Source organism: Pseudomonas sp. S3E12, from assembly GCF_001702295.1.
Classification (GTDB): domain Bacteria; phylum Pseudomonadota; class Gammaproteobacteria; order Pseudomonadales; family Pseudomonadaceae; genus Aquipseudomonas; species Aquipseudomonas marginalis.
This window is the reverse complement of record NZ_MBDT01000032.1, coordinates 447,310-468,743: the sequence shown is the minus strand read 5'-3', so window position 1 is coordinate 468,743 and position 21,434 is coordinate 447,310. Positions and strand designations below refer to the sequence as shown.

The following is a 21,434-nucleotide window of genomic DNA, read 5'->3' as shown; positions in this document are numbered from 1 at the left end:
TTTAGCGTCATGCAGTTAGGCGATGAAGTGAAAGTCAAAACACTGTTTACCCATCGAATCTGCTGATAGGAATAAGGCATTTTTTACGCTTTTTATCGATCATGGGCTCACGGATCATAGCGCCATCAACAGGAGACGATCATGCTTGAACTTCGACCTTTCAACGCCCTGGGCGGCGCCCACCACGGCTGGCTTGACGCCCATCACCACTTTTCATTTGCCGAATACCACGACCCCAAGCGCATGCACTGGGGCAACCTGCGGGTCTGGAACGACGACATCATCGCCCCCGCCACCGGCTTCCCGCAGCACGCCCATCGCGACATGGAGATCATTACCTATGTCCGTGAAGGCGCCATCAGCCACGCCGACAACCTGGGCAACAAGGGCCGCACCGAAGCCGGCGATGTGCAGGTGATGAGCGCAGGCACGGGGATCGCCCACAGCGAGTACAACCTGGAAGCGACGCCGACCAAGATCTTCCAGATCTGGATCATCCCTAACGAGGCCGGCCTGCCACCTTCCTGGGGCGCCAAGCCGTTTCCGAAAGGCGATCGCGAAGGGTTTGTGACCCTGGCCAGTGGCAAGGCCGGTGACAGGGAGAGCCTGCGCATCCGCGCGGATGCACGCCTGGTAGCGGCGAACCTGAAAGCCGGGGAAAGCGCGGAATACCGCTTGGACAGCGGGCGCCGAGCTTACCTGGTGCCGGCGACCGGCGTGATTGAAGTCAACGGCTTGCGTGCGCAGGCTCGAGACGGTGTAGCGGTTGAGGATGAGCAGGTGTTGCGGGTGACGGCGATTGAAGACAGCGAGATCGTGTTGGTCGACCTGGCCTGATCAACCCTGTGGGAGGAAGGCAATCCTCCTCCCACAGTGGTTTTGCGCTGTTACTGGGAGATGGCGCCGTCTACCAGTACCTGCGCCTCTTGCACCAGCTGCTTGAGGTGATCTTCACCAATAAAGCTCTCGGCGTAGATCTTGTAGATGTCCTCGGTGCCCGATGGCCGTGCGGCGAACCAGCCGTTTTCGGTCATCACTTTCAGGCCGCCAATCGCCTGGTCGTTGCCCGGCGCGTGGCTGAGGATCTGCTGGATGCTTTCCCCGGCCAGTTGCGTGGAGGTCACCTGCTCAGGCGACAGCTTGCCCAACAAGGCTTTCTGCGCCGGCGTGGCCTTGGCGTCGACACGAATGGCGAACGGCTCGCCCAAGGCATCGGTGAGGCCACGGTAGATCTGGCTCGGGTCCTGGCCTTTGCGCGAGGTCATTTCCGCCGCCAGCAAGGCCGGGATCAGGCCGTCCTTGTCGGTGCTCCACACCGTGCCATCCTTGCGCAGGAACGACGCCCCGGCGCTTTCTTCGCCGCCAAAGCCCAATGAACCCTCGAACAGGCCATCGGCAAACCACTTGAAGCCCACCGGCACTTCATACAGGCGCCGCCCCATGCGCGCGGCGACGCGATCGATCAGGCCGCTGCTGACCACGGTCTTGCCCACGGCCGCATCGGCGCGCCAGTCGGGACGGTTCTGGAACAGGTAGTCGATGGACACCGCCAGGTAGTTGTTCGGCGCCAACAGGCCGCCGGACGGGGTCACGATGCCATGGCGATCATGGTCCGGGTCGCAGGCGAACGCTACGTCAAAGCGCTCCTTGAGACCGATCAGGCCTTGCATGGCGTAGCTGGAGGACGGGTCCATGCGGATCTGGCCGTCCCAGTCGACGCTCATGAAGCGGAACGTGGCGTCGACTTCAGTGTTCACCACCTCCAGGTTCAGTCGATAGTGCTCGGCAATCGCCGACCAGTAGCGCACCCCTGCTCCGCCCAGCGGATCCACGCCCAGGCGCAGGCCGGCACTGCGGATGGCGTCCATGTCGATCACGTTGATCAGGTCGGCCACGTAGCTGTTGAGGTAGTCATGGCGATGGGTGGTGTCGGCCTTGAGCGCCTGCGCATGGGTGATGCGCTTGACCCCGGCCAGTTTATTGGCCAGCAGCTCGTTGGCCTTGGCTTCGATCCACTTGGTGACGTGGGTATCGGCCGGGCCGCCGTTGGGCGGGTTGTACTTGTAGCCACCACTTTGCGGCGGGTTGTGGGACGGCGTGATAACGATGCCGTCGGCCAGGCCGCTGGTACGGCCACGGTTGTAGCAGATGATGGCGTGGGAAATTGCCGGGGTTGGCGTGTATTCATCGCCTTCGGCCAGCATCACGTGCACACCGTTGGCAGCCAGCACTTCGAGTGCGCTGGCACCGGCCGGGGTCGACAGCGCGTGGGTGTCCAGGCCGACGAACAGCGGGCCGTCGATGCCTTGGGCTTCGCGATACAGGCAGATGGCCTGGCTGATGGCAAGCACATGCCATTCGTTGAAGCTCAGTTCGAATGAGCTGCCACGGTGCCCGGAGGTACCAAAGGCTACGCGCTGGGTGGAGATCGCTGCATCAGGCTGGCCGGTGTAATAGGCCGTGACCAGTCGCGGGATATCCACCAGCAACTGGGCCGGCGCCGGTTTGCCCGCAAAAGGACTGATTGTCATGCATAAACCTCGGATAGAAGGATTCGGAAAAAATGGCAGTTTACTGAGAGTTGGACTGCTGCGCGACGGTATCGATCCTACATCGTTAAGAGAAATTTCACCCAGTCTGCGCCTGGCGCAACGCGTCGCTCAATGCTTCCAGGGCAATGTCCAGATTGGGTTGCCCGTGAAACGTGTGACTCACGCGCAGGTGCTGCTGGTGCAAGCCACTGACACTGAACAGCTCCCCAGGGGCGATCACCACTTGCCGTGCCAGCAGGCGCTGAAATGCCTGGCGCATGTCCACCGTACGGGTAGAGGCCAGCCAGAACGCGGCACCGGCGGCCGGCATCCGATAAGTCACCTGGTCGCCCAAATGCTGCTCCAGGCGCTGGCTCATGTGCGCCGCCTGCTCGCTCAAGCGTTGGCGCAGCGTGCGCAGGTGCTGGTCAATCCGCCTGCTTTGGTACAAACGGGCAATCGCGCGCTGACGGATCGACGATAAACGGAATGAGCGCAGCAGGAACTGGCGCTGCAACTCATTGCTCATGTGCCGGCACAGCAGGTAGCCGTAGGGGGCTTCCGAGCCAAGCACCTTCTCGAACGAAGAAAACACGATCAGCCGCTCAGGGTTCACCCGTTCGCGCAATGCGGTGTGGGGGGCTTCGAAACCCAGCTCACCAAAGGTGTCGTTTTCAAGCAACCAGCAACCGGACTGCTCCAGCAGGTGGGCCACGTCGAGACGTTCGTCGATTGACATGGCCACCCCGCTGGGCAGGCTGACGGAAGACGAGAGCAACACCAGATGCACCGGCTCATCGCGCAACAGCTTCCCCAGCACGGTTCGATCCAGGCAACCCTCCGGCGTCCAGGGCAACTCGATGATGCGTACCCCGGCGTCCTGCAACAGGCGCAGGATCAGCCAGTCGCAGGGCGACTCGACAATCACGGTGGTGCCCCGCAGGCCCAGCACTTCGATCAGGATATCCAGCACGCCACGCAGGTCGGCACCGATATACACATCGTCGGCATGCCAGCAGCGCGTGGGCGACGAGGTATAGCGCGCGGCCAGGGCTGCGCGTAATTCCCAGACACCGCAGGGCTGGGACCAGGGCTGCAAATGCGACGGGTACTGGCGCACCAGTTCCCGCTCGAGCCGCAGCAGTGTTTCATCCAGGGAACCCAGCAATGCCGGCTCGTCACCACTGAGTACCAGCATGCCGGGGCGCCGGGCCGCCGCGTAGAGGCGATCAAGCAGGTCCCCGCCGGCCCACGCCAGCGGGTTTACCGACATCGGCCAGGCGTAATAGCCGGATTTGGCCACCGAATACACCCTGCCCTCCTTCTCCAGCAGCGCATAGGCGTACTGGATCGTCGAAATGGACACGTTCAGGCGTCCGGCCAACTGCCGTAACGACGGCAGTTTTACCCGGGTGTCGGTACTGACCTCGTTGATCAGACTGATCATGTAGCGATAGACCGCCTGGTACGCGAAATCCGCCTGACGCTCGCCACGCAGGGTCATCGCCCGAACAATGGCACGGCCTGCGCGGCGCCCTGGGCTGCAGCGGCGCGACACATGCCGTTTTCTCTGGCCTGCGGCCGTTTGCGGTACAGGTGCTGCAACAAAGGCATCGGCAAACCGCTGGTGTCCGTTACCCACTGCTGCAGCATTTCGGCGGAACCGTTGCCCTGGAGGACTTTGTGCAACTCAGGCAACGCCACCAGCATGCCCGGGTGACATTGGCGCAGATAACCTTCCAGTCGCTCTCCGTGATGAACAAACGGTGAAAAAAGCAGGCAGGTCAGCTGGGTCTCATCCAAGCCGAAGAACTCCTGGGCGTAGGTACTCCAGAGCATGCGCCCTTCGCGGGTCCCGGCCTGAATAAGCAAGTCGTCGGGCATGCGCAGACGGCGCATGTACGCGGCGGCCTGCTGCACAAAGCCTTCGACGCCTTCTTCATAAGTCAGCGCACGCAGGCATTCGGCCTGCAACCCACGCAGATGAGCCATCAGCAACGGATTGGAATAGATCGGATGGCTGAAGTGAAAGCCGAGTGGATCGGGAGCGTAGGCCATGAACTCGGTCAGCAGGGAGGTCGACGCGATGTCGACATCTTCCAGCAGGTCGGCGATGCCGATGTAGGCCAAGTGACGATGCCCTGCCGTGCTGGGGTTATCGCTGGCTACGTAATGCTCACCGAACACATCCTGGTAATAACCGGTGCTCCACTCGTCCATGTGTGCGAACAACGCGTTGAGGGACATCGGATGGCCCTTGGGAACACGGACGCCTGCACCCTGGGCGGTTTTCTTGAGCCAGGCAAGAAACTGACTTTGCCTGCGCGGGGAGTCACCACTGACCAGCGCGTGGACGCCGCCATTGCACGTGGTGACACGCTGGTAAAAATCACCGACGGCCAGGTAAGTGTCGTTGCACAGGGTGGCGCGGCAGTCCCCGGCGCTCACATGGCCCACCATCAACATATTGCGCTGGCTGATCTTTCGCCCGATCGCTGAGGCCGGACGCTGGTGATTGAAGGGTTGTACTTCCTGGTTTTCCACCATCAACAACTCGACACGCGGGTCATCGTGGAGAAACAGCCGGCCGTAGCCGCGATTCAGGGTATCGAGCTGCCCCTCTGTCATGCCCGCGTGCCGTAACGTCGCGACCCTCAGTTGAAAGGTACGTGGCGCGCGACCGGCAATGGTCAGTTGAGCCGCTCGCAGCAGCGCCAGGGTATAGCTGCTCACTTCACCGCCACCGTGGGCCACCAGTACCTTGAAGTCCCCCACCTGTTCCATCCCGCCTGCCGCGACAATGATTCGCTGGACCAATAACTGGAGAGCGGTACGCCCCGCGCGAGTGAAGTGCCCGATCAGACGTTGCAGAACTTGCTGGTAAACATGATTCATAGCCTGTTCGTGAATAGTGCTCATAGTTCTACTACCCGAGTTGAAATATCAGTTTCAAGCAACTGCTGACAGTGTTTGCTTGACCTATTTTGCGTGTAGGAAAATCGCGCCATGTAGTGTGCGTCGACGTTTAAACACTAGCACCGCGCAACAAAACGACATGAATTGCCGGGCAGCATTCTCTTACCCGCGCAAGCGAACAACCCAATGAAAGTAATGGAAAAACCCTTTTAAAAAGCCTTCCTTAGGACTCTTCCGACAAGCTCCTACGCTTTTTTAGCCCGCTTTTTAAAGAAGCGTCCGACAATAGACTCAAACAACTTTTCCATTTGCATGGTCGGTGCACTTTATGAAAGTAGCTGTCTTGCTGAGTACACATGTCTGCCGCGCCGATAGTTCGAATAACTATCTGCAGCCGAGTCAGAGATTCAATCATTGCTCAATCCTTGAGATGAAAGTGAAGGCGCAATTATCAGTGTTGGAATAATGATTAATAGATACAGAAACTGGCCGAAAACCAGTTCAGATGAACAACTGATGTCGCGTAAAAGGCGCACATGCAAGGACGCCGCGCTGGAATTCAGGGCGGCGTCAGGGAGAAAGGGCCGGATTTGTGGGCTAAAGCGCCAGGTCGGCAGCTTCTGGGGCGGGCGGGTTAAGCCCTGTCAAATGGCGCATTTGCCCCATTCAGTCAGGCGTCGGAGCACTCATTTACGAATACTCCTACAGCTCAAACAGCCGCAACCTGCAATGCAACCCGCTCGCGGCACGGGCATTCGTCCATATAACGGTGGGCTTCGACAAACTGATTGAACGGAAACACCGTGGTTTTCAGAGGCACGAGCACACGATCGGCAGTCAGTTGGTTGATGTCACGCAACGCGCGTTGCAACGCCACATGATCCTGGATGATGCCCAGCTCCGGCTTGCCGGTGAAGTTGCCGATACAGTGCACGAAGAACTGAATGTTCTTCTGGAACGCCGCACACGCCGGGAACGGTGTCTGGTTACCACCCTGCAAGCCATACAGCACCAGGCTGCCACGCGGCGCCAGCACATCACCGAGCAGCGACATCTGCGGGCCACCCAAGCCATCGAACACCACGTCGACACCGCGGTTGTCAGTGAACTTGTTGATTTGCATCAGCAGGTCCTGTTCCTCGGTGACAATGACTTTTTCTGCGCCCAGAGAAAGCAGGTACTCGCGCTCAGCGCTGTCCTTGGTGGCGGCAATCACCCGCACACCCAGGGCCTTGCCCAGTTGCACAAACGAAGGGCCGGCGCAATGGCTGGCGTCGGTCACCAGGGCAAACTGCCCGGGCTTGACCCGTGCCAGGTCCACATACGCAAAGTAGGCAATCAGCAGCGGCGTGTAGTGCACGCTGGCTTCGATGGGGCTCAGGACGTCCGGATAGCGGGTCAGGGCCGAACGGGGCAGGACGATCTGCTCGCCATACACCGGGTAATCATTGGGGCTCTCGGCCGGAAAACTGGCCACTTTATCGCCCACTGCCAAGTCATCCACGCCCTCGCCCAAGGCTACGACCACCCCGGCCATCTCATGGCCAAGGCCGGATGGAAGGCGTGCGTGGGAAGACGCCAGGTTCTGGCGCCACAAAATGTCATACCAGCTTATGCCAATCGCCTCGACACGGACCTGCACTTCGCCCGGTGCGGGCTGCGCGGCTGCATGCTCTTCGCACTTGAGCACCTCGGCCGGACCAAACTTGTGAAAACGGATCGTGCGGGACATCGCAAACCTCGTCAAAGTAACCTCTATTGCCATGAACTCTATCTGGGCTTTCCGGCTAAGGCCACCGGTCGCCGTTAATAGTCGACATGTCTGTCATTGATTCCGCATCTGAGGAATAGACCTCAAGTATCGTAGGAAAACTCAATTAGCCGGTGCAGAGTACCAGCCTTTCCCCGTAAGATTCATACCGGTCACGCGTCTGAATGGACCTTCAGGGCTCTTATATCGCCGTTCTCGTCAAATAAAGCTGACTCTTCCAGGACACAAGATGAACCGTAACGACCTGCGTCGTGTCGACCTTAACCTCTTGATCGTATTCGAAACCTTGATGCATGAGCGCAGTGTGACCCGCGCCGCCGAGAAATTGTTCCTCGGCCAACCAGCCATCAGCGCCGCGTTGTCGCGCCTGCGTGGGCTGTTCGACGACCCCCTGTTCGTGCGCACCGGCCGCAGCATGGAACCCTCGGCCCGGGCCGTGGAAATCTTCGCCCTGCTCTCCCCGGCCCTGGACTCGATTTCCACCGCCGTCAGCCGCGCCGCCGAGTTCGACCCGGCCACCAGCACCGCGGTGTTCCGCATCGGCCTGTCCGACGACGTCGAATTCGCCCTGCTGCCCCAACTGCTCAAACGCCTGCGCGCCGAAGCGCCCGGCATCGTACTGGTAGTGCGCCGGGTCAATTACATCCTGATGCCCGGCCTGCTCGCCTCCGGCGAAATTTCCATCGGCGTCAGCTACACCGCCGACCTGCCGGCCAACGCCAAGCGCAAAGTACTGCGCCGCAGCCTGCCGAAGCTGCTGCGCGCCGACAGCGTGCCGGGCTCCCTGAGCCTGGACGACTTCTGCGCCCGTCCCCACGCGCTGGTGTCGTTCGCCGGCGACTTGAGCGGGTTCATCGATGAAGAACTGGAGAAACTCGACCGCAAGCGCCATGTGGTGCTGGCGGTGCCGCAGTTCAACGGGCTGGGCACCCTGCTCTCGGGCACCGACATTGTCGCCATCGTGCCAGACTATGCCGCCGAGGCACTGACCGCCGCAGGTGGTTTGCGCGCGGAAGAACCGCCGTTGCCGGTGCGCTCGTTCGAGCTGCATATGGCTTGGCGAGGGTCGCAGGACAATGATCCGGGGGAGCGGTGGTTGCGGTCGCGGATACAGATGTTTTTTGGGGACCCCGATAGCCTGTAATGGAGTTCCAGTAAATTCCATAAAATTGTTTTATAACAAACGCTTATTGGAAATTTCAGTCCATTGCCGCCTGTCTAAATCCAATGGATTCCACGACTCATGGGGGCATAATTGGGGGCAAATTTCGGTTCCTTAAAAAGGATGCCCCCACCGATGCCCCCAGATAATGCGGTTGTTTTCAAACGAAAACTCAGCGATGCCTTGATCCGCTCGCTGACCGAACCCGGCAAACACGCCGATGGCGAAGTCCCTGGCCTTTACTTAGAGGTAAGGGCGTCGAGCAAGGTCGGCAAATCCCCTTCCAAGGTTTGGCGATTGAAGTATCGGCTGCATGGTAAGGAAAACCGCTTCTCCATCGGGGCTTACCCCGACATTGGTCTCAAGGAGGCGCGCGACATTGCCCGCGGCGCACGCCGCGATGTGGCTAACCAAACCGCACCGCTCATGGCCAAGACCGCCAAGATCGAAGCACACCTGCTCAACGAGGTGCGCACCTTCGAATACGTAGCCAAGCAATGGTTGGCGTTCAAGTCTGCCGAACTGGTAACCAAATCCATCGCGGGGTTTAACGGAGCGCTGAACAACCACATCTTGCCCGCAATCGGTAAAAAGCCGGTCAGCGAGATCAGGCTGGAGCACATCACTACAATCATTACGGAGCTGCGTCGCCAGCGCACCATGGCCATGGCCCGGCGCGTGCGTACCATCATCCGTGCCGTCCTGGGCTTTGCCGAGGGGCGCGGATGGGTGGAACGCAATGTGGCGCTTAGCAACATTGAGGAGTTGAAGATCCGCCATGTTGTAACCAGCAACCCAGCGATCGAAAGGCCAGCCGACCTAGGCAGGTTTCTCCTGCGTCTGGATGACTGCAACGACGGCAGCGTTGCCGCGGCAATGCGCCTGCTGGTCATATTGCCGGTCCGCCCAGGCGAACTAGTGCAGATGCGATGGGAAGATGTCGACTTGGTGGGCGCCGATTGGCGTTATGTGGTGAGCAAGACCAAGCATCTGGACAAGAGCAAACACATCGTGCCGTTGCCTGAGCAAGCCTTGATTCTGTTACGCGAGCTACATAGAACCCGCGTGGTGGATGAAGAAGGTAAAGGCTGGGTGTTCGTCTCGCCGGTCTATCCGGGACGTCCCATAAACCCGACCTCCATGCTCAAGTCCTTTCAGCGTATCTGGCCGGAGTACAACATCACTGCCCACGGCTTTCGCGCTACCTACCGGACCATTGCTCACGAGCACTTGGGTTTTGACCCCATCGTGCTGGAACTCTCGTTATCCCACCGTATGCCAGGTGCGCTTGGAGCTGTGTATGCGCGCGCGCAGCTGCTGGTACAGCGCCGGGAGGCGGCTCAGCAATGGGCGAACTACTTAGACCAATTGCGGCAAAACGCGGCGAGAGCGGTGGCAGATTGACGATTCAGCGAAAACAGGAGATTGAAGAGGGAAACGAGACTCGCATCTGGCGCCCGACCCATTGAAATCTAAGGGGTTTCTTTTCTTACCGAAGCAGGAAAAGACTCAATTCTTGACCTGTTTTTAGGGCGTTTCAAGAGCGAAAAAAGGGGTAATCCTAAGCAACGCTACTGGATTCTACCCTTAGCCAAAAAAACAATTACTCATCAGCGTTACATTTAAAGCGCTGCGCTGGATAGAGTACCAATCCATAAGACCGGTATTCACGTTTTCACCAACTGAAGCCAGCTCAACCAGACGAACCTGGACGCCGATCAAGTTTTTCCATCAGCCTCTGGAACGCCGCCAGCACCTGCGCAGGCCGCTCCAACATCAATTGATGACCACACCGCTCCAACACCTCAAAGCTACCCGTTGGCAGCTGTCGGGCGAGCGCTTCCCCCCCACTGGAGGGAGTCAGTCCGTCGCTGTCTCCCGCTAACACATAAGTCGGCAAAGTCAGTCGGGCCAGGGCATCGGCGTCGGGCCATTGGGCATTTTGCAGTAGAGACTTGAACACATACAGACGATTGCGACGGGTCAGGTGTTCCTCGTAGGCCACCAGCCGGGGATCGGCTGCGGGGTGCCACGCACGCTGACGAAAGCCCTTGGCCAGCAACGGCCGCAGCAGCTCCAACACCCAGGCAGGCAGCGACATCAGACCACCATGGCTCAACGGGCGATGCAGTTGTGTGCCTAGCAGCAGGGCGCCATCTATGGTCACCTGCGGCAACCTGCGTGGAAGCTCCAATAAGGCACTCAACCCCAGTCCGGTACCAAAGGAATGGGCGACCAGGATATTCCGCCGTGCAGCGTAGCGGCCCAGTATTTCCAGCTGATCTGCCACCAGTTCCGACCAGGCATAGGCCTGCGGCCGGCGCGGCTTTTCGCTATCGCCGTGCCCCAACAGGTCCCACGCCACCAGGCTGTATCCCTGCTCGGCCAACGCCTGCCATAACTCGCGCCATTGATCCTTGTGACCACCACCGCCATGCCCGAAGAACAGGACTGTGTCTGCCTGATGCGTGCCAGGTTGATAAGCGATGCTCAGGTGCCGTCCGGGTCGGATTTCCACCCGCTCGCCCCGCACCAGAGGTAAATCAGAAAATGCGTGTAAATCAGCCATGAGTGGGACAAGCCTCTTGGGATTCAAGGTGTTGAGGAGTGACCGTCGAAGGGTGGGCTGTTCTGGAAAAACCACGTAATAAGGTCTGGGTATAAGCATGTTGCGGATGGGCCAGTAGCGTTGCCGTTTCCCCCTGCTCCACCACATGCCCGCCCTGCATCACGGCAATGCGATCACACAATCTGGCGGCCACTCGCAAGTCGTGGGTGATGAACACAATGCTCAGCTTGAGCCGACGTTGCAGGTCTTCAAGCAACTCGAGGATCTGTACCTGGATCAGCGCATCCAGAGCGGAAACGCATTCGTCCGCGATGAGTATTTTCGGATCCACAGCCAAGGCACGGGCGATACCGATACGCTGGCGCTGACCACCGGAAAACTGATGAGGATAGCGTTCGAACGCGGCTGCGGGCAGCCCAACCAACTCCAGTATTGACCGCGCGCGCCGCTCGGCCTCGGCCTTTGAGTGTCCCTGCACCAGCGGGCCGGTCATGACGATACGGCCGACGGTCTGGCGCGGATTGAGCGAGGCAAACGGGTCCTGGAAAATCATCTGCACATCGCTGCGCAATGCTCGCAAACGCCCTTTTGACAGCGCCGTTACATCCTGGCCCAACCATTGAATTTGACCACTTTCAGCACGTAGCAGCCGAACAAGGCAACGCCCCAGAGTGGATTTCCCCGAGCCTGACTCCCCAACAATGCCCAGGGTTTCACCCTCGCGCAGGGTCAACTGAACCTGCGCCAGGGCCTGGGTGGCACGCTTACGCCACCAACCGCTGTTGCTGCGAAACACTTTATTGAGTTGCTCGGCCTTGAGTACCACACTCCCGTCCACCGTGGTGCGCGGGGCCCGCGGTTGCGCCGAGACCGCTGCCAACAGTTGCCGGGTATAAAGCGCCTGAGGCTTGCGCAATACTTGATGGGCGCTGCCCTGCTCCACCAGTCGACCTTTTTCCAGCACCAGCACGCGGTCGGCAATTGCCTCGACCACGGCGAAATCATGGGTGATGAACAACAGCGCCATGCCTTTGTCCTGTTGAATCTTGCGTAACAGATCGATGATCTGCGCCTGGGTGGTCACATCCAGGGCCGAGGTGGGTTCGTCGGCGATCAGTAACGAGGGATCGAACGCCAATGCCATGGCGATGACCACGCGCTGACGCTGACCACCGGAGAGTTCAAAGGGATAGACCAGGCGCAGGCGTTCAGGCTCGGGCAGGCCGACGTAACCCAACAATTCCACCACCCGTCGGCGACGCTCCTGGGCCGATTTCACCCCGTGGGCGTGCAGGGTTTCATCGATCTGCTCACCCACGCGCAACAGCGGGTTCAGCGCGCTCATGGGCTCCTGGAACACCATGCTAATATCTCGCCCGCGCAGCTGACGCATCGCGGTTTCACTGAGCTTCGCCAAGTTTTCACCACGAAACACCAGGCGCCCGCTTTCCACGCTCAGCGGCGTCGGTAACTGCCGCAACAATGCCTTGGCCAACATCGACTTGCCCGAGCCGGACTCGCCCACTACACATAGGCATTCACCGCTGCGCAATTGCAGCGACAGGTCATACAGCGCGTGACTGCGGTCGGCACCGGCCGGCAAGGCGATACGCAGGTTTTCCACACTGAGCAACGTCATAGCGACCTCCCCGGTTCAAAGGCCACGCGCAGGCCTTCGCCCACCCGGTTCACGGCCAGCACGCACAGCACAATCGCCAACCCCGGCAGGAAACTCATCCACCAGGCATCCCGCAGCAGTCCACGGGACGCGTTGATCATGTAACCCCAGCTCATGGCCTCAGGGTCGCTCAGGCCGAGAAACGCTAACGCGGCTTCAGTGAGAACTGCAGTGGCCATCACAAAGGTCATGGTCACCAGCAACGGCGCCAAGGCATTGGGCAGGATTTGTTGGCTGATGATGCCTAATGGTGATTGCCCCAGCACCCGCGCCGCCTGCACAAACTCACGATGTCGCAGGGTAAGAAATTCGCTGCGCACCAGCCGCGCGACGCCCGGCCACGCCACCAGCGAAATCGCCAGCACGATGGACCCCAGGGAAGGTTCCAGCACCGCCACCAGGATCACCGCCAACACTAACTGCGGAATGATTTGGAAGAACTCGGCGATCCGCATCAGCGCGCCGTCGAGCCAGCCACCGAAATAACCGGCGACAGCGCCGACGAGCAGCCCCACCAGCAAGGTCACCAGACTGGTCAACACCCCCACGGCCAGGGACACACGGGCGCCGTAGAGCAAGCCGCTGCCGAGGTCGCGGCCAAGCATATCGCTGCCCAGCCAGTGCGCCGAATCGTGGAACGGCGGGAGCATCGGCTGGGTGTTCATTTCCCAGGGCGAGCTACTGGTGAGCCACGGCGCGGCAGTCGCCAGTGCTGCTAACACCAGCAAAAACACCGCGCCGGCCAGCGCCGACGGCTGGAGAATAAAGCGTGTGAGCACCGCCATCAGCCCTGTCCTCCGGCGCCAATACGTGGGTCGAGCAAACGGCAAATCACATCGGTCAACACATTGAAGCCCACCACCAAAATCGAGATCACCAGAAAGCCGCCCATCAACACACCGTAGTCACGCTGGGCCAATGAGTCATACATCAAGCGGCCAATACCAGGCCAGGAGTACACCACCTCCACCAGTAACGCACCGCTGGCCAGCTGGCCGAGTTGCAAACCAGCGAAAGTCACCACCGGCAGCAGTGCATTGCGCAACACATGTACATAGAGGATCCGCCGTGGATGCAAGCCTTTGGCATGAGCAGTGCGCACGTATTCCTGACCAAGAGCATCGAGCACGGCGGCTCGGGTGAGGTGGATATACAGGGCCAGAAACAGCACGCTCAGGGATAGGCACGGCAACAACAGATGCCGCAGGCGATCCAGCAGCGAGAAGTCCCGGCCCACGGTCTCCATGCCGAACGCCGGCAACCAATCCAGGCTTACGGAGAACAGCAAAATCATCAGCATCGCCAGCCAGAACGGCGGCATCGCGTACAGCAACAAAGCACCGTGGGAGATCACGCCGTCCAGCCAATGCCGTTTCTGCCGTGCCCGCGCCGCCAGCCCCCCCAGGGTCACGCCGAGCACGGAAGACACCACAAAGGCCGAGCCCATCAATGCCAGCGTCGCCGGCAACCGCTCGGCGATCAGCGACCACACCGAGGTCTGGTTTCGGTAGGAATAACCCAGGTCCAGATGGGCGATATTGCCCAGGTATATCAGCAACTGCTGGAGCAGCGGTTTATCCAGGCCCATGGTCTGGCGCAGCTGCTCGATAAACTGCGCATCGTCCACTCCCGCCTCTCCGGCCAACAGCAATGCAGGATCGCCGGGCGCCAGTCGAATCAGCAGGAAACTCAGCACCAGCACCGCCACCACCATCAGCAGCGCCTTGACGAGCCGCCCGCTGAGATACAGCACGCCGTTCATGGCGCCAGGGCCTCGAGGTACACGCTCTCGTAGTCCTCGTTAAGGCTGGTAGCGGTCTGCAGCAGGTTTTTTACCTGTTTGTGAAACAGCGTCGGGTAACGCATTTCGAAGATCGGTGCGATGGGCAGGTCGGTGTTCAGCAGGTTCTCCAGCTGGCTGTAGAGCTGTTTGCGCTCCGGGCCTTGCGGGGTATCGGCGACTTTCGCCCACAAGGCATCGGCCTCGGCGCTGTTGTAGCCGCTGACGTTGGCGAACGGCGAGGTTTTGAGTATGTAGTCGGAGCGGAACAGGTAGGCGCTGGTCAGGTAGGGATCGCCGATCTGGAAAATAAAGTTGTAGGTCAGGTCGAAGTCCCAGTCGCTCACGCGCTGGAACCAGGTCGCCGCGTCGGACGTCACCACCTGCACCTTGAAACCCAGGGGTTGCAAGGACTGCTTGGTGTATTCGGCCAGACGCTCCCAGGCACCACCCTTCTCGCCATTGAGCAGGCGAATGCGCACTGCGCCGACATCCACGCCGGATTCCGCAATCAGCGCTTTGGCCTTTTTCACGTCATAGGCGTACTGCGGCAACTGGGGATCGTGGTAAGGCGAGCTGGACACAAACGGCCCCTGGGCGACCTTGCCCGAGCCGAAGAAAATGTTATCGACAATGAACTGTCGGTTCAGCGCATACAGGATTGCCTGGCGCACCTTGGGGTTGTTCAACGGTGGCTTGCGCGTGTTGATTTGCAGGAAGGCCAGACCCGAGTACAACTCCCAGCCCTTTTCCGACGACTGCACATCGGGCAAGGCAGTCAGGCGCTTGAGGTCGGAGTAATCCGCATCGCCGCTGCGCAACACTTGCACGTCGTTACGCTCGAACGCGGCGGCACGCGAAGAGGCATCAGGAATGACGTGGAAGATGATGCTGTCGAGGTGCGGCAGGCCCTTTTTCCAGTAGTTGGGGTTCTTGGCCAGCTTGATATAGGCGCCGCGTTTCCACTCTACGAACACAAACGGCCCGGTGCCCACCGGTTTTAGGTTGTAGGGGTTGTTACGAAAGTCGGTGTTCTCGTAAAGGTGCTTCGGCACCACCGGGCGCAAGCCGCTGCCAAAGGCCGAAAGCAACGGCGCGAACGGTTTCTTCAGGTGAAAGACCACCTGCAGCGGACCTTTGGCGGTGATGCTTTCGACGTACTCGGTGATGATCCCGCCGAGGCGTTTGTCCACCTCGGGGTAGAAGGTCTGGAAGCTGAACACCACGTCATCGGCGGTGAACGCTGGACCGTCGTGCCAGTGCACGCCGTCCTGCAAGTCGAAGGTATAAGTGAGGCCGTCAGGGGAGATAGTCCAGGCTTTGGCCAATACCGGTTTGGGCGCAAGGCGTGTGTCGAAGGTGAGCAGGCCCTGGAGCACCTTGCCGCTCACGTATTGGGTCGACACATGGCTGACTACACCGTGCATCAGCGAGGGCGGCTCCGGCTGGGCCACCAGGTTGAGCACCCCGCCCTCATGGGGTTGCGCGTGAGCCTGGCCGGCCAACAACGCGGTGCACAGTGCCACGGACGTGAGGGCACGGCGGAAGGAAAATGGGCGCATGGAGGCTCCTCGAATTTAAAAATCTAACGAGGGTTTTGCAAGCGCTGTGCCATGGGGGTTGTGCGGGTATTGCTGGGGTTGGCGGTGATCGCACTGATGAAAAAACCACAGAACTGCGCCTGAGTGTGCAAAAAGCAGCAGCAAAGCATTTCAAATGCAGGAGGTGCTTGCTCCCGAAAGAAGTGAGTCATCAATGAATGAGCCAACTGTCCCGACGCTATCGGGGGCAAGCCTCCTACCACAGGGATTCACCACTGGTCGATGGCACAAGGTTTGCCCCTGTAACCGTCATCTGAATAAACGAGCCTCGCCACCATGTCACTGGATTACCTGGGCAACCCCATCGACACCACCGCCCCCACCACCCGCCAAGGTCTGGACGACTTCATCGGCGGCTTCCTCGGCTACCAGCCCCGTGCCGAAGGCATCCTCGCCGCCGCCGATGCCGACCCCGACTCTGCGCTGGCCAATGCGTTTGCCGGCTTGCTGCTGATGTTCATCGAGTCGCCCGAGGGCCCGGCACTGGCGGAAAAATACCGTCAACGTGCGGCACACGCCGCCCACCCGCGCGCCCAGCTGTACCTTGGCGTGCTGCAAGCCTGGATCAAGGACGACCTCGATCAAGTCCTGCATTTGAGCGAAAACCTGCTCGACCGCTACCCCCGCGACCTGTTTGCCGCCAAGCTCAACCAGTACCTGGAATTCAACCGCGGCAACTGGCCCGCCCTGTTGCGCATCGGCCTAAAGGCCACCGTTGGCGCACCCGACATTGCCCACAGCCACGGCCTGCTGGCCTTCGCCTACGAGCAATGCCACTTGCTCGAAGAAGCCGAAGCCAGCGCGCTGCAGGCCTTGCGCCTGCAACCCTCGGAGCCCTGGGCCCAGCACGCCCTGGCCCATGTGATGCTGACCCAGGGACGCATCGAGGAAGGCACGGTGTTCCTGGAAAGCGTGACCCACCACTGGGACGGCTTGAACTCGTTCATGTACACCCACAACTGGTGGCACCTGGCGTTGTTCTACCTGGCGCGGGGCGAGGATCAGCGCGTGCTGGAGATTTACGACCAGCACGTGTGGGGCATCCTCCCGGAATACTCCCAGGACCAGGTCGGCGCCGTGTCCTTGCTCGCGCGATTGGAACTGGCCGGCATCGACGTGGGCGAGCGCTGGCAGGCACTGGCGCCGTACCTGCAAGGCCGGGTCTGCGATACGGTACAGCCGTTCCTGAGCGTGCAGTACCTGTATGGCCTGGCCAAGGCGGGTAAGCCGGAAGCGGATAGGTTGCTGGCGGCGCTGCGCCAGTACAGCGTCGACGCACGGCCGGTGTGGGGCGAAGTGACCCTGCCGTTGGCGAAGGGCTTATTGGCCCATGCACGTGGGGACTGGCAACAGTCGCTGGTGCAACTGACGATCGCCCTTCCCCGGCTGAATGAGATTGGTGGCAGCCACGCACAGCGCGATCTGTTTGCCCTGGTGGAGCTGGATGCACGAGTGAAGGCCGGGGATTGGCTGGATGCGCAGCAGACACTGGAATTGCGGCGCCGGTATGACGGCTGGGATGTGCCGACAAATCGGAGTCTGGTGCAGGTGTATGAGGCGTTGAGGTTGCCGGCGCTGGCGGCAAAGGCACAGACGCGCCTATCACGTTTCACCTGAACAGCAGGAGCCGGCTTGTCGGCTCCTACAGTTGATCGCGGCTAGCGCCTGGCACTGAACACCCCTCTGGCGATCGCCCGCGCCACGCAATCCGCGGCCGCCGAGCCAATACGGCCAATCTCCACCTGCCGCCGTGGGCCATCGGTCAACTCAACCGCCGCCGACGCCAAGGCAAATACCGTGTCCCCATCAAACGGCAAATGCGCCGGACGCACCGCACGGGCAATCCCGTCCTGAGCCATGATCGCCACGCGCTTGCACTCAGCCACAGTGAGCCGGGCAGTACTGGCGACCACCACCAGAGTCGTGTTGGCCCCGGCTTGCAGGCGGCCCATCGAATCCAGGCGTGACAGCTCCGGCATCGGGTCGCTGCAGTCCATCTCGGCGTCAGGGCGCTGGCCACCGAACTCCCCCGCGACTTCCCAGGGCCACGCCCAGAAGGTCTGGCCGTCGGGCATGTACACCGAGCCTATTGGATTGGCGACCACCAATGCAGCGACGATCAAGCCGTTCCCCAGATTCAGGGAAGCGGTACCCAGCCCACCTTTCAGCACCCCGGCCATTGCACCACGACCGGCACCCACCGAGCCCAATTCAAAGTCCTCACCTGTATTGGCCAGCGCTTCGAAGCCCAAGCGTCGGTATGGCGGTTCCAACCCCCAGTCTTTGTCGCCGCCGTTGGCCAGGTCATGCAACACCGCTGCGGGCACGATAGGAATCGCTGGGGCACCGGGTTTGAGGTGCAGGCCCACTTGGTCGTGGGACAGTTTCGCCGCCACCGCATCCGCCGCCCCCAGGCCGAAGACCGAGCCGCCGGCAAATACCAGAGCGTGGAGCTGGCCGACCATGTTTTCCGGCTCAAGCGCAGCCGTTTCGCGCCCGCCAGGGCCACCGCCGCGAATGTCGATGCTGGCGGTCCAGAAACCATTGGGGCGAATCACTGTGACGCCGGTGTCGACGCGCAGGTCCGTGGCGTGGCCGACCGTGAGGCCTGGGATATCGGTGAGGGCATTGCGCGGGCCGGGTCTAGGCATACAGAAATAGCTTCCTTGGGTTCAGGGTGTCGCGTGGGGAGAGCAAGTCGTGTGCCAAGCACAACCACCCAAGCCTTACGGCTCACTACCCGGTTGCCGATAAAAGCCCCTGCACAAAAACCAACACCCTGCCCTTCGGCCTGTTAAAAAAACACCAACACCCCCGCTCAATAACAAGTAAGCCTATGTTTTTAAACACTTTTAACAGATGGCATAGCCCTTGCTCTCCAGCCTTCCCACCAGAGCTTGAACTCAACAAGCCGTCCTCTATCAAGGCCCAACACCTTAAACCACTGGAGTATTTCCCATCATGAATGCATCACGCGCCACAGGTCGCCGACCCAGTAAGGCCTTCGCCCACACGTTGTTGTTTATTGCCCTGTACGAAGCCGCCAGCTACAGCAGCCTGACGCTCGCCGCCGACGCGCCGGCCAGCGATAACCCCTTGGACACCGTTGTGGTGATCGGCAACCGTGGCCAGGCGCGCACCCTGGCCGAGAGCCCGTCACCCGTGGACGTGATCTCCTCCAAACAACTGCTGGCCACCGGGCAAGGCGATCTCACCCGCGCCCTGAGCAAGGTACTGCCATCCCTCAATCAGCCAGCATCGTCAGGCTTCGGCTCAACGTCGGTGGTGCGCCCGATCAGCCTGCGTGGCCTCAATGGCGACCAGGTGCTGGTACTGGTCAACGGCAAGCGTCGCCACAACAGCGCGCTGCTCAATAACGGCACCTACCTCAACTCCGGCTCGCAACCGGTGGACTTGGACATGATCCCCACCGCTCTGGTGGATCATGTCGAAGTGCTCCGTGACGGCGCCTCGGCCCAGTATGGTTCGGATGCGATTGGTGGCGTGGTCAACATCGTGCTCAAGCAGACCGACCACGGCGGCAGCCTGTCCACCAGCTACGGCCAGAACTATGAAAACGGCGACGGCGAAACCGCGCGCCAAACCGGCAATGTCGGCCTGGCGCTGCCCAACGACGGCTTTATCAACCTCGCCCTGGACGTGAAGAAACAGAAGATCTCCGACCGCTCCGACAACGCGCCCTATACCGACTCGGCCGGCAACACCAGCCTGCAACACACCTACTACGGCACCGGCCTGCCCGAGGCACGCAACTTCAGTTTCGGGTACAACGCCGAGCTGCCGGTGGACGATGCCCTCACGCTCTACTCATTCTCCACCTACACCCGCCGCAACTCGGAAAAACCGCTGGCTTTCCACCAGCCCGCCAGTTTCGATGGCATCCGCACCCCCTTCCCCGAAGGCATCGAAGACACCCTGCGTTTTATCGAAAATGACTTCCAGGTAGCGTTTGGCGGCAAGGGCGAACTCGCCGGCTGGGACTATGACCTGTCCAGCACCTATGGCCAGGACCATGCCGAAGCGACCCTGCGTCACACCTACAACCTGAGCTACGGCCCGGACTCGCCGACCTCGGTGGACACCGGCGTCAAGACCTTCAGCCAATGGACCAACAACCTCGATCTGACCCGCGCATTTGACCTCGGCCTGCACAAACCCACGCAAATTTCCTGGGGCCTGGAGCAACGCTACGAGAACTACAAGATCGGCAAGGGTGACCTCGCCTCCTACGCCAGCGGCCCTTTCACCACCGGAGCCAGCGGTGGCCTGATCGCACCGGGCACCATCTCCGGTGCCGGTACCACCCCGCAGGATGCTGCGCAAAAAGGCCGCACCAGCCTCGCCGGGTATGGTGAGATCGGCCAGGACTTCACCGATAAATGGCACGTCGACCTGGCCGGTCGCTACGAGCACTACAACGATGGCTCGGGCACCACGACTAACGGCAAGTTCTCCACCCGCTACCAACTCACACCGATCCTGGCAGTACGCGGCACCTTCAGCACCGGTTTCCGTGCGCCTTCGCTGGCCCAGCAGATTTACAGCTCCACCTCGCAAACCAGCGTCAACGGCCAGCTGTTCGACTACCGTAACGTTGCAGTCAACTCCGACGTGGCCAAGGCGCTCGGTGCCGAGACTCTCAAACCTGAGAAGTCCACCAACTTCAGCCTGGGCCTGACCCTGCAACCGACGGACGCCACCAGCATCACCCTTGATGCCTACCAGATTAAAATCAAGGACCGCATCGCGCAAACCGGCTACCTCGGCGGCACACCGCAAATCAGCGCAATCCTCGCAGCAGCGGGTCTCAACCCGAACCAGGCGGTTACCTATTTCACTAACGCCCTCGATACCACCACCCGTGGCGTCGACATCGTCGGAGACTACCGCCAGAGCATCGGTGCCTACGGCAACCTGCGTTACACCTTGGGCTTCAACTGGAACACCACGCAGATCGACGACATCCACGCCTCCAGCGTGGCCCAACAAGCCCTCGGCCCAACCGGTGGTTATGACCGTCAGCGCCAGGGCAACCTCAAGTACGGTTTGCCGCAATCCAAACTGCTGCTGGGCACCACTTGGACCGTCGACAAGTTCGAGATCGGCCTCAACCTGACCCGCTACGGCGAGTACACCCAGTACGGCACCGCCGAATCCTTCGACCGCACGTTCTCGCCAGCGTGGATCACCGACCTGAACATCGACTACCACCTGACTCCGGCGATCACTCTGAATGCAGGCGCCAACAACCTGTTCAACAAGTACCCGGAACGCACTGACCTGGCCAGCAGCTCGGGCGGCTTTCCCTATGGCAACTTCTCGCCCTACGGCACCACCGGCGGCTACTGGTACACCGGTGTGACGTACAACTTTTAAGCCAGCCTGCGGAGCCGGTTCACCCGCTC

15 protein-coding genes are annotated in these 21,434 nt (G+C 60.6%); 5 read left to right on the top strand and 10 right to left on the bottom strand.

Annotated elements, in window-relative coordinates; all coding sequences use genetic code 11:
- The first annotated feature begins 141 nt into the window (after positions 1-141).
- A complete protein-coding gene (locus BB029_RS26385; RefSeq protein WP_065941428.1) occupies positions 142-837 on the top strand; it encodes a pirin family protein in 696 nt (231 codons plus the stop codon).
- Positions 838-887: 50 nt separating this feature from the next.
- Here the strand turns inward: BB029_RS26385 and pgm are convergent, their stop codons facing one another.
- The 4 genes from pgm to BB029_RS26365 form a co-directional block, all read right to left on the bottom strand.
- A complete protein-coding gene (gene pgm / locus BB029_RS26380) occupies positions 888-2,531 on the bottom strand; it encodes a phosphoglucomutase (alpha-D-glucose-1,6-bisphosphate-dependent) (protein WP_065941427.1) in 1,644 nt (547 codons plus the stop codon).
- Between the two features lie 97 nt (positions 2,532-2,628).
- Entirely contained in the window at positions 2,629-4,035 is a 1,407-nt protein-coding gene (locus BB029_RS26375; protein WP_065941426.1) for a PLP-dependent aminotransferase family protein, read from the bottom strand.
- Positions 4,032-5,450 carry a hypothetical protein gene (locus tag BB029_RS26370; RefSeq protein ID WP_065941425.1) on the bottom strand — a complete coding sequence of 473 codons (1,419 nt, stop codon included), beginning with the start codon at positions 5,448-5,450 and terminating at the stop codon, positions 4,032-4,034. The genes BB029_RS26375 and BB029_RS26370 overlap by 4 nt, the downstream gene beginning before the upstream one ends.
- A 706-nt stretch (positions 5,451-6,156) precedes the next feature.
- Positions 6,157-7,179 (bottom strand): zinc-dependent alcohol dehydrogenase family protein, encoded by a 1,023-nt coding sequence (locus tag BB029_RS26365; RefSeq protein WP_065941424.1) that lies wholly within the window; start codon positions 7,177-7,179, stop codon positions 6,157-6,159.
- Between the two features lie 268 nt (positions 7,180-7,447).
- Here BB029_RS26365 and BB029_RS26360 point away from each other — a divergent pair, with 268 nt between their 5' ends.
- Entirely contained in the window at positions 7,448-8,362 is a 915-nt protein-coding gene (locus tag BB029_RS26360; RefSeq protein WP_065905096.1) for a LysR substrate-binding domain-containing protein, read from the top strand.
- Between the two features lie 153 nt (positions 8,363-8,515).
- Complete coding sequence (locus tag BB029_RS26355) at positions 8,516-9,784, top strand: site-specific integrase (protein WP_065941423.1); 1,269 nt, start codon at positions 8,516-8,518, stop codon at positions 9,782-9,784.
- 289 nt (positions 9,785-10,073) lie between these two features.
- Here the strand turns inward: BB029_RS26355 and BB029_RS26350 are convergent, their stop codons facing one another.
- From BB029_RS26350 to BB029_RS26330, 5 genes are read right to left on the bottom strand one after another with little or no spacing between them, the layout of a single operon-like run.
- Positions 10,074-10,949, bottom strand: coding sequence for an alpha/beta fold hydrolase (locus BB029_RS26350; RefSeq protein WP_065941422.1), 876 nt, complete (start codon positions 10,947-10,949; stop codon positions 10,074-10,076).
- Entirely contained in the window at positions 10,942-12,588 is a 1,647-nt protein-coding gene (locus BB029_RS26345; RefSeq protein ID WP_065941421.1) for an ABC transporter ATP-binding protein, read from the bottom strand. Before BB029_RS26345 ends, BB029_RS26350 begins: the two co-directional genes overlap by 8 nt.
- Positions 12,585-13,412: an ABC transporter permease gene (locus BB029_RS26340; protein ID WP_065941420.1), complete on the bottom strand. Its 828-nt coding sequence runs from the start codon at positions 13,410-13,412 to the stop codon at positions 12,585-12,587. Before BB029_RS26340 ends, BB029_RS26345 begins: the two co-directional genes overlap by 4 nt.
- Positions 13,412-14,389 carry an ABC transporter permease gene (locus BB029_RS26335; RefSeq protein WP_065941419.1) on the bottom strand — a complete coding sequence of 326 codons (978 nt, stop codon included), beginning with the start codon at positions 14,387-14,389 and terminating at the stop codon, positions 13,412-13,414. Before BB029_RS26335 ends, BB029_RS26340 begins: the two co-directional genes overlap by 1 nt.
- Positions 14,386-15,969, bottom strand: coding sequence for an ABC transporter substrate-binding protein (locus tag BB029_RS26330; RefSeq protein ID WP_065941418.1), 1,584 nt, complete (start codon positions 15,967-15,969; stop codon positions 14,386-14,388). The genes BB029_RS26335 and BB029_RS26330 overlap by 4 nt, the downstream gene beginning before the upstream one ends.
- Before the next feature lie 315 nt (positions 15,970-16,284).
- Here BB029_RS26330 and BB029_RS26325 point away from each other — a divergent pair, with 315 nt between their 5' ends.
- Entirely contained in the window at positions 16,285-17,625 is a 1,341-nt protein-coding gene (locus BB029_RS26325) for a tetratricopeptide repeat protein (RefSeq protein ID WP_065941417.1), read from the top strand.
- A 41-nt stretch (positions 17,626-17,666) separates the two neighbouring features.
- Here the strand turns inward: BB029_RS26325 and BB029_RS26320 are convergent, their stop codons facing one another.
- A complete protein-coding gene (locus BB029_RS26320; RefSeq protein WP_065941416.1) occupies positions 17,667-18,659 on the bottom strand; it encodes a P1 family peptidase in 993 nt (330 codons plus the stop codon).
- A 310-nt stretch (positions 18,660-18,969) separates the two neighbouring features.
- Between BB029_RS26320 and BB029_RS26315 the strand changes: the two genes are divergently transcribed.
- Positions 18,970-21,405 (top strand): TonB-dependent siderophore receptor, encoded by a 2,436-nt coding sequence (locus tag BB029_RS26315; RefSeq protein WP_065941415.1) that lies wholly within the window; start codon positions 18,970-18,972, stop codon positions 21,403-21,405.
- Positions 21,406-21,434 lie beyond the last annotated feature (29 nt).